The sequence below is a fragment of the Bradyrhizobium sp. B025 genome, from assembly GCF_042257955.1.
GTDB lineage: Bacteria > Pseudomonadota > Alphaproteobacteria > Rhizobiales > Xanthobacteraceae > Bradyrhizobium > Bradyrhizobium diazoefficiens.
In genome coordinates, this window is the sequence record NZ_CP170150.1 from 6,150,299 (window position 1) to 6,167,259 (window position 16,961).

Sequence of the window (16,961 nt, forward strand, 5' to 3'; positions counted from 1 at the left end):
ATCGAACCGCTGCGCGGCTAGGTCCGCGCTGCGGACTGCTGGCCCATTGACGACCAAACCCAAGAAAGGAGGACCACAATGGCACTACGCGAACTCATTCCGTGGAACAACGGCTCCCGCAATCTGCCTGCGCGACGCACCGAGGTAGACAACCCGTTTCTCTCGCTGCATCGCGAGATGAATCGGCTGTTCGACGACGTGTTTCGCGGCGTCGATATCGGCCAGTTCGCCCCGCCGGCGACAATGGGGTGGCCGAGCGTCGAGTTCAACGAGACCGACAAGGAAGTGAAAGTTATCGCCGAGCTTCCCGGCATCGAACAGAAAGACGTCGAGGTCGAACTTGCCGACGGCGTGCTGACGATCAGCGGCGAGAAGAAGAGCGAAACGAAAGACAAGGAGCGTCGCTTCAGCGAGCGCTACTACGGACGTTTCGAGCGGCGCATTCCCGTCGACGACGTCGACCAGGATAAAGTCGCCGCGTCCTTCAAGGACGGGATCCTCACCGTCACGCTGCCGAAGTCGCCTACGGAACAGCGGAAGGTGAAAAGGATCGCAATCAACGGAAAGTAAGACGAAGCGGACGGGAGCCCAGCTCCCGCCCGCCCGGCTCGAAGGAGGCGTTCATGAACGTCACGCCTTTATCGGCACATTCGGACTTTACGGCGCGCCGGCCCGTCCCGGAGCCGGTGGTGACGAAGTCGGTATTTCCGGCGGATGCGCAGGCCGTGATCTACAAGCCTACCCCCTCGCCGATGACTTCGGGACGTGCGCGCGCCCAGCGCTGGACGCTGCGTTTCGAGCGCCGCTCGGCCCCGTACATCGAACCCCTGATGGGTTGGACCGGCGACGACGATCCCCTCTCGCAGGTCGAACTTTCGTTCCCGTCCGCCGAAGCCGCCATCGCATATGCGCGCCGCCAAGGTCTGCAATACTCAGTGGAGGGCTTGCCGGCGCAGGGGGCGAAGCCGCGCCTGATTTCGGACAATCCCGACGTTGAGGGCCCAGCCGCCAGCCAGCAGCGCCGCCGGCGGCTGGAATGGATTGAGCGGACCCTTGGGCGGGAGGTGATCCGCCACGGGTTCGGGCCTGGGGCTGAACCTGCCGAGAGCTACGCGGATCCGCACCAGGTGCTGCTGGACAGCAATCTGTCGCCAACGCGAAAGCGCGACATCCTGCGGCGCTGGGCTCTTCATGCCTCTCAGATTGAGACGGAGCACTCGAAAGGCAACTTGCTGGCGACGCCTTCCCATCTCCAGGAGGTGATCGACGCGCTACTCGATCTCGAGGAGCCGCAGATTACGGAAGCATCCTTCGAGCATGTCGACAGAAAGGCAAGCTGACTTCGAGCGCAGGTGGTCGGCCCGCTCACGGCGGGGCGCCTAACTTGGCAAAGGCCTATCGCACTCAAGCGGACGTGTTGAAGGCTAAGCGAAAGCAGGAAAAGAAGCGACGACGACCCAGGCATCTGAAATTGGCCTTTGATCTTCAAGCCGCAGGATCGGCAACAATGGCGCGCTTTCTGATTACTCTCGGCATTGTAAGTCTAATGGCCGGCCTGCTGTGGCCTTATCTCAGCCGGATCGGTCTGAGTCGGTTGCCCGGCGACGTCGTGATCGAACGGGAGAGTATGACGTTCTATTTCCCTTTGATGACATGTTTGCTTTTGAGCGCAGTGCTCAGCCTGGTCTATTGGGTCCTGAACCGCTGAAGAGCGCAGCCCAAGCGGAGCTTGGTCTGGCCATGCGTGCACCTCGCCGGTGCTTCTGGCACCGCGCCTCAGTTTGCCTTCATCTGAAATTGGCGATCGAATGGTGCTTCGCCGGCGCCATCTCCAAAGGACTCGATGCAGCGACTTGCGGGCTTGGCGGCTCAATCTCCGCCGGTTTTGACCCGTCGGACGAACCCAGAATGTACAGGAGGCCGGCGACCAACATGAGACCTGCGCACAGCACCGCCAGACCAGCAGTCACCACGTCGCGATAGTCGTCCATGTTCGTCGTTCTTGGCGGGTTCTACATTCGCTGACGCCTCAATCCGCAGTCAGCTCCGGAGCGAGGGCGATGAATGGAAGATCTCTTTCCAATTAACTGGTCGAGCCAAATCCGCCGTTCAAGACCGCGGTTGGCAGTCAGACGGCCGGAGTGACAAAAATTTTTAAAAGACCTCTTGAACGGCCGTTTTTCGGATCCTAGGTCGTTTTCGCCCGGGGGCCGGTTGCCCGGACCCGGTTTTTGGACATCGCTGAACTGACATGGAGGATGTGTATGCATTTCCGCCCGCTGCACGACCGCGTGCTTGTGCGCCGCATTGATGCCGAGGAAAAGACCGCCGGCGGCATCATCATTCCCGACACCGCAAAGGAGAAGCCGCAGGAAGGCGAGATCATCGCCGCGGGCTCCGGTGGCAGAAACGAGCAAGGCCAGTTGATCCCGATCGATGTCAAGCCGGGAGACCGCGTTTTGTTCGGCAAATGGTCGGGTACTGAAGTGAAGATCGACGGCCAGGACTACTTGATCATGAAGGAGAGCGATCTTCTGGGCGTGGTCGACAAGACCGGCTCGGTCAAGAAGGCCGCCTGAGCACAACTTGCGAAGCCGACAGTCATCGAGGAGAGAGGAGCAACGAACATGGCTGCCAAGGAAGTGAAATTCTCCACAGACGCCCGTGACCGGGTGTTGCGGGGAGTGGATACGCTGGCGAATGCGGTCAAGGTCACGCTCGGCCCCAAGGGGCGGAATGTCGTGATCGAGAAATCCTTCGGTGCGCCGCGCATCACCAAGGATGGCGTGACCGTCGCCAAGGAGATCGAACTGGAGGACAAGTTCGAGAACATGGGCGCGCAGATGGTGCGGGAGGTCGCCTCCAAGACGAGTGACCTCGCAGGCGACGGGACGACCACCGCGACCGTACTGGCCCAGGCCATCGTCAAGGAAGGCGCGAAATCCGTCGCCGCCGGCATGAACCCGATGGACCTCAAGCGCGGCATCGATCTGGCCGTAGAAGCCATCGTCAATGATTTGAAGGCGCACGCCAAAAAAGTCACCACCAACGAGGAGATCGCCCAGATCGCGACCATCTCGGCCAATGGCGATATTGAGATCGGCCGCTTTCTCGCCGACGCCATGCAGAAGGTCGGTAACGACGGGGTCATCACCGTCGAGGAGGCCAAGAGCCTCGATACCGAGCTCGAGGTGGTCGAAGGCATGCAGTTCGATCGCGGCTATGCGTCACCCTACTTCGTCACCAATGCCGAGAAGATGCGGGTCGAGTTCGAAGACCCCTACATCCTCATCCATGAGAAGAAGCTGTCGACCCTGCAGTCCATGCTGCCGCTGCTCGAAGCCGTCGTGCAGTCCGGCAAGCCGCTGCTCGTCGTTGCCGAGGATGTCGAAGGTGAAGCGCTCGCGACCCTCGTCGTCAACCGGCTGCGCGGCGGGTTGAAGGTCGCGGCCGTGAAGGCGCCCGGCTTCGGCGATCGCCGCAAGGCCATGCTGGAGGACATCGCGATCCTGACGGGTGGCCAGGCGATCTCGGAGGATCTCGGCATCAAGCTCGAGAACGTCACGCTCAAGATGCTCGGCCGCGCCAAGAAGGTCGTCATCGACAAGGAGAACACGACCATCGTCAACGGTGCGGGGTCCAAGAAGGACATCGAGGCCCGCGTCACCCAGATCAAGATGCAGATCGAGGAGACTACCTCCGACTACGATCGCGAGAAGTTGCAGGAGCGGCTTGCGAAGCTCGCCGGCGGCGTCGCGGTGATCCGCGTTGGTGGCGCGACCGAAGTCGAGGTCAAGGAACGCAAGGATCGCGTCGATGACGCGATGCACGCGACCAGGGCGGCAGTCGAGGAAGGCATCCTGCCCGGCGGCGGCGTCGCGCTGCTGCGCGGCCTGAAGGCGCTCGATGCCATCAAGACCGTGAATGCCGACCAGAAGGCCGGCGTCGACATCGTGCGCCGCGCGATCCAGGTGCCGGCGCGGCAGATTGTGCAGAACGCCGGCGAAGACGGCTCGCTGGTGGTCGGTAAGCTGCTGGAGAACTCCAGCTACAATTGGGGCTTCAATGCCGCCAGCGGCGAATACCAGGACCTGGCGAAGGCAGGCGTGATCGATCCCGCCAAGGTCGTTCGCACCGCGTTGCAGGATGCGGCTTCCGTCGCCGCGCTGCTGATCACGACGGAAGCGCTGATCGCCGAGAAGCCGAAGAAGTCCGAGCCGGCGCCCGCAGCGCCGCCGATGGACTTCTAGTCAAGATCGAGCCCGGCCGCCACCGGCCGGGCTCAACCACTAACCAAAAGAGAAAGGAACGCAAAGCACAAGGAGACCCAGATGAGCACACGCATGCAATCTCGATCGCGCAAGAGCGGGGCGACTGTAATGCATTGGCTCATGTTCGCCCTCAGCCTTCTCACGATCGCCTGGATCAGTTTTCGACCGATTGGAGGATGAGATGATCAGAGATCAAGCCATTGTCTCCGCTCATGCGGAGAACCGCAAACAAGCCTTCGGACAGCGCGTGGTCCGCGGGATTCTCACGGCCTCGATGACAGCGGTCCTGGTCCTGCCGTCGCTGGCGGCTTGGGGGGTGGATGGCCCGCGCAGCAAGCCGGAGTCGGGGCAGGTTTTCGGGACGATCGCGCTGCCGCCGATCCCGTATCTGGATTCGATGCCCTGGTTGACGTGGGGCGCCGGCGTGAACACGTTGAAGGTCGACATGCTCCTTTCACCGATCCTGGACCCATCGGGAATCAAGCTTATGCCGGAAGACCGCAATAGGGAGAGACCAGCGATCGGCTAGTTTCATTCACTCACCGGGATGCGATCTCGACCGATTGCGCTGATCGCATCCCCCGGCCGGCTCCCCCCTCGCTATTCGATCATGTCGGACGTACTGACCAGCGTCCGGTTTCCGCCTGAGACGCTCGTATTTGAGCGGGCCGCCAGGGTCCGATCCTTCGTGGTTGAGGGCCAACGCAGAGCAATCGAGCATTGCGGCGACTTCTCAAAGCACAGGATCTCGCTGCAGAACATCGCCAAAGGCTCACCCGGTTGGTCGAACTGGCCGAAGCGGAATTGCAGCGTTTACACGCCTGACGATCGAACTCAGTACGATATTGCCGCATCGCTTACCGACGCAGGGGCGTCTGGTAAGGCCCCTGAAGACCCCTCGATGGCTTTGCCTAATTTTGAAGACGTGCTCCGTGGCTCGGTAACATTGGGTTAGTTTTCGGACAAAAATTCTCCGCTCTCTACTTGAAACCGAAAGGCGATTTGCTAGTTTTCTGCTCGCCGCGACAAGCGGTCCGGGCGCCCTAGGGGCCCGGCGGAGACGGGCGCCGGAGGTGTCCGACGCCTGCTCGTACCCATCTTGCTCCTTGGAGGATTTGGCTATGAGGACTTACAACATCAGCCCCCTGTGGCGATCAACTATCGGCTTCGACCGCGTGTTCGATCTGGTCGACGCGGCCCGGCACACCGCCGGCGAAGCCAACTACCCACCCTGCAATGTAGAACGCCTGTCTGACGACCGGTATCGGATTTCGCTGGCTTTGGCCGGTTTCTCCCCCGATGAAATCACCGTGACGGCCGAACAGAGCGTGCTCACCATCGAAGGTCGCAAGGGCGAAAAAGGACGGCGGGACTTCGTCTATCGAGGCATCTCGTCGCGACCTTTCAAGCGGCAGTTCGGTCTGGCTGCCCACGTCCGGGTCGAGGGAGCACGGTTCGACAACGGCCTGCTGCAGATCGAGTTGGTTCGCGAGATTCCGGACGCCATGAAGCCTCGCCGGATCCCGATTGACAATCTGGCCGCATCCGACGTCCAGCAGATCGAGCGCGAAGCGGCCTGACGGCTTGGTTGTTCGACGGGCTCACCACAAGGCCGAGCCGCTTACCGGCCGCCGCACCTGTGCCGGCGTGTCCGTGCGCGTGCCCCTCGATCAAGCGAGATCGAGCCGGTCGATTGAGGCCCGATGAAACGAGTCCAATTCCTTAGCTCTAATGGGGTTTGCAAGATGTTTAACAATGCCGCTCTACCTGCCCCGTCTGTCGACGCTGGGCTGTCGAAATATCTAGTCGAGATCCGTAAGTTTCCCTTGCTCACGCCCGAGCAGGAGCTCGCCTACGCAAGGCGCTGGCGCGAGCACCGGGATCGCGACGCAGCGTACCACCTGGTGACCAGTCATCTCAGGCTCGTCGCCAAGATAGCGATGCGCTATCGCGGTTACGGCCTCCCGATCGCGGAAATTGTCTCGGAAGGAAACATTGGCTTGATGCAGGCTGTGAGGCGGTTTGATCCGGATCGGGGCGTTCGCCTTGCCACCTATGCGATGTGGTGGATCAGGGCCTCCATCCAGGAGTACATCCTGCGGTCCTGGTCGCTGGTCAAGATCGCCGCGAGCGCCAGCCAGAAAAAGCTTTTCTTCAAACTGCGGAGGGCCAAAAGCGCGATCTCTGCGCTACAGGACGGCGATTTGCGTCCGGAGCAGGTCAGGCTAATTGCTGAGCGTCTCAAGGTGGCTGAACGAGACGTTGTCGCCATGGACCGCCGCCTGCGTGGAGACGCTTCCTTGAATGTACCGATCCACGACGAGGATGAGGGCGGACAAACGTTGGATTGGCTTGTCGATCCCGCGCCGACTTGTGAAATCACGTTGGCCGAGGAGCAGGAGGCCAAGCAGCGTCGTCTGGCCCTCGCTAACGCCCTCGCCAACCTCAACGCTCGCGAACGCAACATCTTCACCGCGCGCTGGCTGAACGAGGAGTCGACGACCCTTGAAGAACTTGCCGCGGAATATGGAGTATCCCGCGAACGGGTTCGCCAGATCGAGGAGCGAGCGTTTCAAAAGGTAAAGGCTGCGATGCTGACAAGTCGACATGAGGCCAATGGCCCGCCGTCTTCCCGCGCGAAAGAAATGAAGCAGGGGGTGGCGCGGGCCTAAGCCCGCAAAAAGATCACTGGACCGATCGCCATGTTTACTCCGTTGGTCATTCTTCTCGTGATGGCAAACACAGCCGCAGCGACTGGAGCAGTCGTTGTCGCCTTGCAGGCCGCGATGTTCGAGACAGGTTGTGCGGCTCGCCGGCGTTGACGGTGGAGGGAGCCGGCATCGCCAACACCGACTTGTCTTGACAACAGGTGGGATTGCGGGCGCAGCATGAGAGGCGGATCCCGTATCCTCTCCAATTCGCGGACGTCGAAAGCCAGACACGCGGTAGTTATGACTTGGTGAGCCGGAAAGTGATCGCTCTTCGCGAGAATCCGGGCGACCGCGAGCAAAACCATATCGGCGGATTCCCCGGTCGCTGAAAATCGTTGATCGCCCACTTGAAATCGAATCGGCTTTTTCTAATTTTTAGCGTGCCGCGACAAGCGGTCCGGGCGCCCTTCGGGGGCCCGGCGGAGACGGGCGCCGGAGGTGTCCGACGCCTGCTCGTACCCATCTTGCTCAGTGGAGGATTTGGCTATGAGGACCACCTACGATTTCGCTCCCCTTTGGCGGTCGACCATCGGCTTTGACCGTCTGTTCGATCTTGTGGACGCCGCGCAACAGGCCGGCACGGAGGATAACTATCCCCCATGCAACGTCGAGCGACTGAGCGAAGACCGCTACCAGATTTCGCTGGCGGTGGCTGGCTTCTCGGCCGATGAAATCGCGATCACCGCAGAACAAAGCGTGTTGACGGTCGAAGGCCGGAAGTCGGAAAAACAGCAGCGCGAGTTCCTGTACCAGGGAATTTCGTCTCGGCCCTTTAAGCGGCAGTTCAATCTGGCGGACTATGTCCAGGTCAAGGGAGCCTCGTTCGACAACGGCTTGCTGCAGATCGAACTGGTGCGCGAGATCCCCGAGGCCATGAAGCCGCGCCGGATTTCGATCAGCGGTTCGTCCGCTTCGAACGTCCGGCAGATCGACGGCAAGGCGGCCTGACCGCCACGCAACGCGCACATCAGCGAAGAACAGACTTCCGCGGCGATTCGCGGCGGAAGTCGCCTGAATTGAGGAGAACACACCATGGGTATCAAGGACCTCATTCCGTGGAATAACGGCGGACGAGAGGTCGGCATTCACCGCGGAGCCGATGTGAATCCGTTTCTTACATTGCATCGCGAGATGAACCGGATGTTCGACGAGGTATTCCGCGGCTTTGATCTTGCGCCGTTCGGATCGAGCCGGGGACTGAGCGGGCTCGGCTGGCCCCAGATCGACATCGATGAAACGGACAAGGAGGTGCGCATCACCGCTGAGCTGCCCGGCCTGGAGGAGAAGGACGTCAGTCTCGAAATCGCGAATGGAGTTCTTTCGATCTCCGGCGAGAAAAAATCCGAATCGGAAGCCAAGGCACGTCGTTTCAGCGAACGATACTACGGCCGATTCGAACGGCGTATCCCGCTGGAGGGCATCGACGAGGACAAAGTTTCGGCCGCGTTCAAGAACGGCGTCCTGACCATAACCGTGCCGAAATCCGCCGAAGCCAAAAATGTCCGCCGCATCGCGATCAATCGCAATGGCTGACACTTTCCAACGTCCGGGCGTGCGATCGTCGGGACGTTGGAATTCCCCCTCTACAAAACTCGTTTACTCACCATGTCGAAGAACTCATCAGTAATAAAGGATCGACGGTTCGCCGCAGTCTTGCTCCTTTGCGCCTCTATCGCGTGGTCGCCCGTGCTCGCACAGGTTCCGGACATCAGGGGCGGCCAAATCCCGACCCTTGCGCCTGTGGTAAGGGAAACCACCCCTTCGGTCGTCAACATTTCGGTGCACGCCCGGGTCAAGGAGGACAATCCGCTCTACCGCGATCCCGTCTTTCGAGAGTTTTTTGATCTTCCCAAGCAGCTTGAAAAGGAAGTCCAGGCAACCGGCTCGGGCGTAATCGTCGACGCCGAACGCGGCTATGTACTCACCGCCAATCACGTCGTTGCGCAGATCTCTAAGGCCCAAGTCACGACCAAAGACGGACGAAAGTTCGACGCAAAATTGGTTGGGCGTGACCCTGCAACCGACGTTGCCGTTCTTCAACTGCAAGGACTAAGAGGTAACCTCAAGGCCATCCCGTTGGGTGACAGCGATCGGATCGAGGTCGGTGATTTCGTGATCGCGATCGGGAACCCCTTCGGCTTGGGTCAGACCGTAACTTCGGGAATTGTCAGCGCCCTCGGCCGAACCGGCCTTGGCAAGCAAGGGTATGAGGACTTCATCCAGACCGACGCATCCATTAATCCCGGAAATTCGGGCGGCGCCCTGATTAACCTGAGGGGACAACTTGTCGGGATCAATACGGCGATCATTTCTCCGGGCGGGGGTAACGTCGGAATCGGATTCGCTGTGCCGATCAACATGGCCCGCCGCGTCATGGAGCAGCTTGTTCAATACGGCGAAGTTCGTCGCGGCCAGATCGGCATATCCATCCGCGATCTTGGAGTCGATCTTGCGGCCAAGGAGAGCTATCAAGGGGCGCTGATCGCGGAGATTGCCAGTGGTTCGCCGGCGGAGCAAGCGGGGCTGCAAAAGGGCGACATCGTGAAGGCTGTCGATGGCACGCCGATCCGGAGCGCGTCCCAGCTTCGCAATTTGATTGGCCTTACCCCAGTCGGTAGCCGCGTCGAGCTTCGGTTCGAACGCAATGGCGCTGCTCGCAGCGCGAGCGTCGAGGTGGGTCCAGCAAAAGCTGTGCCCGTGAGACGCACGGCCGATCAATGATAACGAATGGCGCGGCGACGGGTTTTCAAAGCAGTACGGCATGAGTACTCGGGGGAGATGTAGGTGGTCAAGGATCGCAAGAGTGAAGAAGAACTGCGCCAGATGATGCTGGCGGCCGCTCGCAAGCACGAAGAGTGCGGCGAGTTGGAGGATCTTTTCATATTTGGTCCTACGCCGCGCCCCGATGCAAATTGGGGCTTTGGGATCGCCGGAAAGGACAACAAGGTATCCGTGGCCTGTTATGCGCGCCTCGACCAGATTGCCAGTGACCTGCAGGCTAAATACGAACTGCATCCGGTTAGGGCGAGCCGACGCGACATCGAAGCAAGGGTTTGGTCCCTGGTGCGTGACCATCCAACGCTCGGGGCGTCACTGTCGCGCACCGGAGGCGCTTACGAAGTCGCCACGTTCAGGGAACTGGAGGGTCGACCGAATTGGACAATGGAATGGCTCACTGATGATCGGCTGGCTAAAGCTGCCTTCGAACGGGTCGTCAGGTCCGTTCAAACGCAAATTGAGCTGGAATAAGCTGTTGCTCCTACGGTTTGAGGCGCTGGAGACCATTTGCCGGAAGCTCCCCGCGGCGTCGATCAAGAAACCCGCAAATACGTTGTCCAAGCGCTCCTGCGGGCCGCGAACGGCCATGCCAATCTGGGCGAGGCGGAGGCCGTCGCCCGGGAGGGCGTTGCGGGAAGCTGACGGCAAATCGGTGACGGACGACGCCTTCTTACGCTGGCCTGAGATGGGCTCCATTACGAAGCCTTGGCCCTTGCCCGCGCTGCGACCAGATCGCGTCGACGCCGCTTCTGGTCCCGCTTGCGTCGGCCCGTCGCGACGGGGGATGCCGCCGGTGTCGCCGCAGGCGTCGAGGCATCGGTCGCCCGGATGGGAGGCTGCTCGGTAGCCGGCACGGCAACCGGCCGCGCCTCCATGATCTCGAGAACGGCGCGGCCTTTCTCGGTGATACGCCAGCCGCCGTCGAGCCTCTCGACGAGACCTTGCGAGAAGATGTCCAGCTCGGGCACGCGCGCAGCCAGCCGCTTGGTGCGTTCGGCCCAGTCACGTCCGCTGGTCGCCAGAATCGCCATGTCGCGCTTGAGGTCGGCCATGACGGCGAAGCCGTCCGGATAGCTCACCAGGATTTTCAGGACCGTGACCTGAAAATTCATCCCCGCCCCCTGCGCTCAGCGCCATATGGTTGGCGCCCAGGGCTTTGCGCCCGGCTCGCCTCAATCGTTCGTGGAGATTTCGCCCTTCGTTGCGGCTTCCAAAATCTTCGAAGCGAGGTGCGCGCGCATCCCGATCTCGCACCCCGAGATGCTCTTGCAGACTTCATCGAGGACCGCACGCAAGAGTGCTGTGGTAGGCGCGTCGAACATTAGGCGACCTCCTACTTCGGAGGCGGCGGCTTGGGCATCGCCGACAGCAAACGAATCTTGAGCTTGCCGCCCTCGGTCACGTAGGTCGCCGTCCAGATACCTCCCGTCTCGATGGGCGCGCCGTTCTGATTTTTGCCTGCGAGGCGGTACGCCCCTATGGCAAGCGCCATGTCCGACCCCAGCGGCCATGCCTGGTCGACCGTGATCTCCTCGTGGTCGAACCCAGCCTTGAACGCGCCTTGGTAGAATTCCGCGATGTCGGAACGCGGACCGGCCGGATTGACGTGGATCCCGCCCGCCGCGAACAGGGCGGCAATTCCCGCACCGTCCTGCTTGTTGAAGCTTGCAGCATATTCCGAAGCGATCGCTTCGACCTTCTGCTTCGGATCACCGTCAGCGGCCATTGCTGACAGCGAAACGATCGCAACGAAGAGGCATGAGAAGCAGGCCCGCAGCATCGCAATTCCTCCCTGAAAATAGACATCAAAAAAGCTCGACCCAGAACAAGGATCAATTTGACATCAAATACGGATGGTCGGCAATCGTCGAGACCGCTGCGGTGCAGCATCAACGCCCACCCATGGCGCCTCGATCTGGATTGGCGCTGGCACCAGGCCGCCCTCGACTTCGGCTGCATGCTCAGCATCAATCCGGACGCGCACTCGATCCCGGAGCTCGACCACATGCACTGGGGCGTCGAGATGGCCCGGAAGGGCGGCATTCCCGCCGACCGTGTCCTGAACGCGATGACGCTTCCGGAGATCACGCGCTACCTCCGCCAGAAGCGGCGCTCGCTCGCCCGGGCGGCCTAATGTCGCCAGCGCACGATGGCTCGCTGGAGGGAAATGTGGTTGCGGTCGCCACGGATCGCGGTCACGATTTCAGCAAAATTCCGCACATCGTGCTAGTGGCCCATGCGTAGAAGGCGACGTCCACGTCAGCGCGTTCGCAGCACCGGTACCTTGCCCGCCGCCAGCCTCGCCTACCCAATCTCCAACACAAGCGCCACTCACCCGCAAACTGTGGCAAGTCATTTCAGTGAAAGGTTGGTGCCAGCCGTGACCAGCCGGCGCGCCGCATGCCCTCGCGGAAGGCTCGCAAGATGAGCGCGAGGGTCTCGGCCTCGGTCAGCATTTCCACTTCGCCATTCGAATGAATACGAAAGCCAACGCGCGACTCACTTTCAAGCGACGTCCGGGTCTTCTTTGTCATCATGATCGCCTTTATGGGTTTCGTCGATCTGGCTCACAAGGCCCGCAGCCGTCATACGCGCAGCAGTCCAGGCCGGATCGGCAATTTCTTCGAGGGCTGCGCGAACAGCATCATCCACAACCTTGAAACATTCTTCCTGCCGACGCATAGCGAGCAAATAGGCGGTCTCGCCAGGTAAGTTGAGCAGTCGATTGCGCATGCCGACGAGACTTTGCTCCAGACAACGGCAGACGGATTCAAGCTGCACAAGTTGGCCTGCTTCGAAAGCGTCCTGGCGTTCCTCGCGGCGACGTTTCGCGGCCACAAGGCGCGTGCGCTCTTCGGTTAGCCTGCTACCGGCAGCACCGCCGCGACCGGCGGCGACGGACCGCAGATGCGCCAAAACCTCTCGACGGACCTGATCGAGATCATACTTCCCGGAAGGCTGCCGGGTGATCACGCCCTCGGCGAGGTAAGAATCAAACTGTGAGCGCGAGCAGCAAATATGAGCTGCCGCCTGAGCTATCGTCGCCATTTTCCTACTGACCCCTAATTTTGTACTATACGGTACAAATATCGTGCGCGCAAGTGCGACCCGCATGTGCCCGGGCCTGGGAAGGACCCGATTGAGACAATTTCCATGCAGCGGTTTCTGCCTACGGCACTTGGCTATGACCTCGCTAGGTAGCGTCGCGCAACTGCTGCGCCATTGCTTCAGCTCTGGCTTTGGGCATCGTATGCAGGATCAACGTCGGCTCCGGCCCTGCCTGCTCCACATCGGTAGAAGCGACTTTCCGCACGGCTTCCAGCGCCACCTGAGGTGTCACCGATTCCGGGACGGACATCTGATAACGGCCGTTCTTGAGGATGAAGAAGCCGAACTCAACGAGGATCGCGAACTCCGTCCCGAAATTGCCGGTCAAGTCTCCGATTTCAATGGCCAACGCGATGTTCGGATTAGTGGCATGGAAGGGCCAGACAGGATCATGCCGCGATGCGCTTACAACCTCCAAAGCGGCGGCTTCGATGGTCGGTTCAGTAGCCATGTGGAAATGAGACGCGCGAACGTGTGCTTCGCCCGCATTTGAGAGACTAAGGCCGCCGCTTTTGCCAGGAGCCATGATCCCACAAAGCGACAATCGGGGGCCGGCGTCATTTCAACCACTATGTAAAACCTATCGAAAAATTCATCCATATTCATTCTGCCTCCAATAGCTGGGACTACCTCGAACCGAGCGTGACGCGTCCTCTCGCCCTGCCCGCGCACAGCGGGGGAACCCGACGCACCGGTTCGTAATCGGTTCTCGCTTGGGAAAGGGGAATGTGGGGAATGTTAGAGCCCGCGGCTCCGAGAATTTTCTCGAAAACCAGTAAGAGCTCACTCCCAAAATTCGCGCATTTTCCTGCGACGAGGCTGTAAACTTTCCCCTCTTTCCCCTCTTTCCCCTCTTTCCCCTCTTTCCCCTCTTTCCCTTGGTGGCGGCATCTCGCGTCAGTTCGACGACGAAAAAGGATCATCGTCACGATCGCCGGATACCGCCGGCGACGGCCGATCGTCAGCCGCCCTGCGGATCTCGATCCGGTATAGATTCTGCTGATGACCAGGGACGCGGCGCAGGAACGCGACGCGGCCTTCGATCCACGTTGGCCGGCCGGTCAAATGCTTCTGGAAGAGCTTGCCGATACCCTGCGCGGTCGCCTTATCGACCGCTTTCTGCGCCAACTCCGCCAATCCGTCCGCAAGCTCCGCGGCATCCTCGTCGGTCGCGAGATTGTAATCCGAGAAAAGCGATGCCACTGACCGCGCGGTGAACTGCTCCTCACCGAACCGCATCCAAAGGGCGGTCAGAACGCGCGACGTCGTGCTCGCTTCCTCGTCCTGGGCCTCGCCGGCCAGGAGGAGCTTGCCGCAATCGAAGTCAATGCCGACCAAAGCCGCCGCGTATTCAACAGGCCATCCGGCCAGGTTCCACCAGCTCTTGAAGCGCGTTTTCGCCTGTTGCTCGCTCGGTCGGTTCTGAATGCCGGCAACCAGAATCAAATAGAGCGCCCGAAGAAGACGCGCGCGGTTCGCCTGCGTCCAGCCCACAGGATCGCTGTGCATGAAAACACGATTCTCCGGATCAGGCCGATCCACGTTCAACGACAGGATGAACGACCGGCTTGCCATGTCGCCACGAGGCGCGATCGAGTTGCCGGTGAAGACCTGAATGGTCGACGCCGGTACAGTCTCGAACATGGAAACGCCCAGGACGCGATCCGAGATCTCGGGCGCAGTGAGCGCGGCCTCAATATGGGGACAGCTGATCGTGGATCCACGGCTGATGTTATCCCAGATCAACACACCGACAGCTTGACGCAGATACGAGAACAACGCCTTTTTTCGCTCCTCCGCATTATCCGACCACGCCGCCGCAGCAGCAGGTCGGCCGAGAATTGCCGCGACAATCATTTGAATCAACGTCGTCTTGCCGCCACCGCGCTGGCCCGCCGTGACGAAGAACGCCGGACGCTCGGGGAGCAGCGCGCGCTGCAAAAGGGTGATTGCGAGAACGATGACGACGCATTTGCCGGCATCGTCGAGAGCCACATCAACGAGCCATTCACGCATCAGAAATTCCAGCGCCACGCGAGCCTCGTTGTCCGTCGGCTTGCCGGCGGGCAAGCACGCACGCAGGGCGGGATCGATGCGATGCACAACACCGAGAGCCCGATCGAGGCCGTTTCCGTCGATCACTCGTCCGGTTGCAGTCACGAGCGGCGCCTGATTGATCCCGCGAACAACGGGCATCTCGCTGTCTGCATAGTCAAAGAACGCTTTGATGAACGGCAATGGCGTTGCCGCGAAATAGATAGGTCCATCTTTGCAGACCTTCTCCCAGCGGAGATACTTCTCGATCAGCATCTGCAGGCTGCTCGCCGTCAACTCGGTGATCACCGGCTGGGTCGGCGCCTTCATCAGCTCATCGGGGCGAGCGGTCGCGTTTGCCGAACCGGACGTCAAAAGATGGAGAGCCCATGGCTCCTTTTCGTCGATCCGAACAGGAACACCGTTTGCGTTGCGCATCGGGGGCTCGGGGCTGTCGTCTTTTGCGAGAACATCGTCGATTAAGGTGACCGTCGGCAGCAATTCCTCATTGGCGTACGGAAGCGGACGAACGATCCGGGCATCGGTCGCCGCCTCCGCAAAAAACCTTTCTCGCGCCTGGCTCTTTCGTTCGGCGAGTTCGCACTTCATTCGCGCCTTGATTGTACGCACGCTCGCGCCAGCCGCCTTTGCTACCGACGCAGCAAAGTCGTCGAGCTCGTCCAGCTCGAGCCTGGCTTGAGCAAGAATCGCCATCGCGTGATCTACCATGCCGGCGGCGGGTCCGGCGGTGACGATCGCCTTTGCTGATGCCAGATCGTAACGCAGGTAATAGAGCGAACGACCATGCGCAAATGAGTGGATCACGAGATCGCCCTCGCCTCCTCCCAACACCATGGCTTTGCCGCGACCGTACGACACGCCCTCCAGCGGATCGGCAAGCGTTTCATTCACGTAACGCTCCGGCGTCGCCAGCACGGCGCCGACGGTGACGCTACCAAGGCGATCGAACTCCAACTCAATGTCGGGATAGAGCACGCCCTGGTGCCGCGCTTTGATCAAACGCAACGCGGTAGCGATCGGCGTGCCTGACCGAGCTGAGATGGCCTTGGCGAGATCTTGGTCGTGCTTGTTCGCGACCTCGGCAGCGGCTTTGCTCAAAGCTCGCTTGCTGTCAGCCTTGGCCAGGCTGATCCGGTGCCGGTCGTACTCGGTCGGCGGCGGCACGACGCGGCTGGAGTCAATCGCCTGGCCGTCAAAGACGCGAGGCTCTCGCTTCGAAGAGTTCTGGACCAGCGGCGGGACGAGCAAGGGAGTACCCTCGAAGCACAAGCGCTCGCCAAAGCCCACCATGCGATCCACGATGCTCCGTTCGAGCAATTGGCCGGCGCGGCCGATTATGTACCAGCCGTATCCATTCAGCCAGCATCGGTCGTGGAGATCGGTCAGGAAGCGCTCGATGTCGCCACCGTCAGCGACGAGCAAGTAGTGATGCTCGCCATCCGAGCCGGGGATCAAATCACCAGTGTCACCACGAGATAGCCCTGAGCTCGTGCTGGCGCGGCTCACGCGGGCGGCAAGCGCGAGATCCGGAGCGACCATGAGCAGGCATTCCCACATACCGCCGTTGGAAGCGATCTTGGCTTTGACCTCCGAAGGCATGCCCTTGGTATCAAAATCGATCAAGACCCAAGACGGCACGCCCGACCGATAGTCGATGAAGTCGCGGGTCCGGGCAATGCTGCCGGGGCTCTGGTTGATGCGGTCTTTCGTGACGATGTGGACGGGGGTGGCGATGTTCTTCGCCAGCGAGCCGAGCGCAATCGCTTGATTGGGACGACAAGCGACGATGATGCGCGCGAGCATAGCCGCGGTGGCGGCGAATGCGCGCGTAGCCATACCCTTGCTCATCCAGCATTTCGAGCCGTCGCTGTTCAGCGAGCCGTCGTCGTTCAACGACAGCCGCTTCGACATCAGCGGCGGCTCGTCCATTTTCGTGATCAAGGTCAGTTGTGCGCCCGCCAAGTCGGTCTGACCGGCGACGTCGCTTTGCTTGATGTCTTCGTCAGCTGACTGAGGAACAATGTCAGGAGTGCTCATT

General features: G+C 60.8%; 19 protein-coding genes and 2 pseudogenes. 13 read left to right on the forward strand and 8 right to left on the reverse strand.

Going from position 1 to position 16,961, the window contains the following annotated elements; translation table 11 throughout:
- Positions 1-78: 78 nt before the first annotated feature.
- The 3 genes from ACE10W_RS28995 to ACE10W_RS29005 are packed head-to-tail and all read left to right on the forward strand — an operon-like array spanning position 79 to position 1,708.
- Positions 79-570 carry an Hsp20/alpha crystallin family protein gene (locus ACE10W_RS28995; RefSeq protein ID WP_011087977.1) on the forward strand — a complete coding sequence of 164 codons (492 nt, stop codon included), beginning with the start codon at positions 79-81 and terminating at the stop codon, positions 568-570.
- Positions 571-623: 53 nt separating this feature from the next.
- Positions 624-1,340, forward strand: a complete 717-nt coding sequence (locus ACE10W_RS29000; protein WP_011087978.1) for an ETC complex I subunit — start codon at positions 624-626, stop codon at positions 1,338-1,340.
- 44 nt (positions 1,341-1,384) lie between these two features.
- On the forward strand, positions 1,385-1,708 hold the full coding sequence (locus ACE10W_RS29005) for a DUF2905 domain-containing protein (RefSeq protein ID WP_304564130.1): 324 nt from the start codon (positions 1,385-1,387) through the stop codon (positions 1,706-1,708).
- Between the two features lie 79 nt (positions 1,709-1,787).
- On the opposite strand, the gene ACE10W_RS29010 is transcribed toward ACE10W_RS29005, so the two are convergent.
- A complete protein-coding gene (locus ACE10W_RS29010; protein WP_011087980.1) occupies positions 1,788-1,991 on the reverse strand; it encodes a hypothetical protein in 204 nt (67 codons plus the stop codon).
- A gap of 273 nt (positions 1,992-2,264) precedes the next feature.
- Here ACE10W_RS29010 and groES point away from each other — a divergent pair, with 273 nt between their 5' ends.
- From groES to ACE10W_RS29055, 9 genes are all read left to right on the forward strand, one after another.
- Positions 2,265-2,579 (forward strand): co-chaperone GroES, encoded by a 315-nt coding sequence (groES, locus tag ACE10W_RS29015; protein ID WP_028171493.1) that lies wholly within the window; start codon positions 2,265-2,267, stop codon positions 2,577-2,579.
- Between the two features lie 48 nt (positions 2,580-2,627).
- Positions 2,628-4,250 (forward strand): chaperonin GroEL, encoded by a 1,623-nt coding sequence (groL, locus tag ACE10W_RS29020; protein WP_011087983.1) that lies wholly within the window; start codon positions 2,628-2,630, stop codon positions 4,248-4,250.
- Positions 4,251-4,452: 202 nt separating this feature from the next.
- Positions 4,453-4,800 carry a hypothetical protein gene (locus ACE10W_RS29025; protein WP_011087984.1) on the forward strand — a complete coding sequence of 116 codons (348 nt, stop codon included), beginning with the start codon at positions 4,453-4,455 and terminating at the stop codon, positions 4,798-4,800.
- A 592-nt stretch (positions 4,801-5,392) separates the two neighbouring features.
- Positions 5,393-5,851: an Hsp20 family protein gene (locus ACE10W_RS29030; protein WP_011087986.1), complete on the forward strand. Its 459-nt coding sequence runs from the start codon at positions 5,393-5,395 to the stop codon at positions 5,849-5,851.
- A gap of 165 nt (positions 5,852-6,016) precedes the next feature.
- Positions 6,017-6,943 (forward strand): RNA polymerase sigma factor RpoH, encoded by a 927-nt coding sequence (rpoH, locus tag ACE10W_RS29035; RefSeq protein WP_011087987.1) that lies wholly within the window; start codon positions 6,017-6,019, stop codon positions 6,941-6,943.
- Positions 6,944-7,468: 525 nt separating this feature from the next.
- Positions 7,469-7,930 (forward strand): Hsp20 family protein, encoded by a 462-nt coding sequence (locus ACE10W_RS29040; protein WP_011087989.1) that lies wholly within the window; start codon positions 7,469-7,471, stop codon positions 7,928-7,930.
- 84 nt (positions 7,931-8,014) lie between these two features.
- A complete protein-coding gene (locus ACE10W_RS29045) occupies positions 8,015-8,515 on the forward strand; it encodes an Hsp20/alpha crystallin family protein (protein WP_304564129.1) in 501 nt (166 codons plus the stop codon).
- Positions 8,516-8,587: 72 nt separating this feature from the next.
- The gene (locus ACE10W_RS29050) at positions 8,588-9,703 is read left to right on the forward strand and encodes a trypsin-like peptidase domain-containing protein (protein WP_011087991.1); all 1,116 of its coding nucleotides are present in this window, start codon (positions 8,588-8,590) and stop codon (positions 9,701-9,703) included.
- Positions 9,704-9,766: 63 nt separating this feature from the next.
- Positions 9,767-10,231: a hypothetical protein gene (locus ACE10W_RS29055; protein ID WP_011087992.1), complete on the forward strand. Its 465-nt coding sequence runs from the start codon at positions 9,767-9,769 to the stop codon at positions 10,229-10,231.
- A 224-nt stretch (positions 10,232-10,455) separates the two neighbouring features.
- Here ACE10W_RS29055 and ACE10W_RS29060 read toward each other — a convergent pair whose 3' ends face one another.
- The 3 genes and pseudogenes from ACE10W_RS29060 to ACE10W_RS29070 all read right to left on the reverse strand — a co-directional run bounded on the left by ACE10W_RS29060 (position 10,456) and on the right by ACE10W_RS29070 (position 11,540).
- On the reverse strand, positions 10,456-10,872 hold the full coding sequence (locus ACE10W_RS29060; RefSeq protein WP_011087993.1) for a hypothetical protein: 417 nt from the start codon (positions 10,870-10,872) through the stop codon (positions 10,456-10,458).
- A gap of 15 nt (positions 10,873-10,887) precedes the next feature.
- Positions 10,888-11,082, reverse strand: a pseudogene (locus ACE10W_RS29065) (hypothetical protein).
- An 11-nt stretch (positions 11,083-11,093) separates the two neighbouring features.
- Positions 11,094-11,540 (reverse strand): DUF4440 domain-containing protein, encoded by a 447-nt coding sequence (locus ACE10W_RS29070; RefSeq protein ID WP_011087994.1) that lies wholly within the window; start codon positions 11,538-11,540, stop codon positions 11,094-11,096.
- Positions 11,541-11,648: 108 nt separating this feature from the next.
- On the opposite strand from ACE10W_RS29070, the pseudogene ACE10W_RS29075 reads away from it, so the two are divergent.
- Positions 11,649-11,894: pseudogene (locus ACE10W_RS29075) on the forward strand (DNA polymerase/3'-5' exonuclease PolX); the annotation flags it as partial.
- Between the two features lie 223 nt (positions 11,895-12,117).
- On the opposite strand, the gene ACE10W_RS29080 reads toward ACE10W_RS29075, so the two are convergent.
- The 4 genes from ACE10W_RS29080 to ACE10W_RS29095 form a co-directional block, all read right to left on the reverse strand.
- Positions 12,118-12,294: a hypothetical protein gene (locus ACE10W_RS29080; RefSeq protein WP_156149846.1), complete on the reverse strand. Its 177-nt coding sequence runs from the start codon at positions 12,292-12,294 to the stop codon at positions 12,118-12,120.
- Complete coding sequence (locus ACE10W_RS29085; RefSeq protein ID WP_028171487.1) at positions 12,266-12,808, reverse strand: hypothetical protein; 543 nt, start codon at positions 12,806-12,808, stop codon at positions 12,266-12,268. Before ACE10W_RS29085 ends, ACE10W_RS29080 begins: the two co-directional genes overlap by 29 nt.
- A 145-nt stretch (positions 12,809-12,953) precedes the next feature.
- Positions 12,954-13,319: a hypothetical protein gene (locus tag ACE10W_RS29090; protein WP_271551047.1), complete on the reverse strand. Its 366-nt coding sequence runs from the start codon at positions 13,317-13,319 to the stop codon at positions 12,954-12,956.
- 446 nt (positions 13,320-13,765) lie between these two features.
- A complete protein-coding gene (locus ACE10W_RS29095) occupies positions 13,766-16,960 on the reverse strand; it encodes a hypothetical protein (protein WP_271551049.1) in 3,195 nt (1,064 codons plus the stop codon).
- Position 16,961 lies beyond the last annotated feature (1 nt).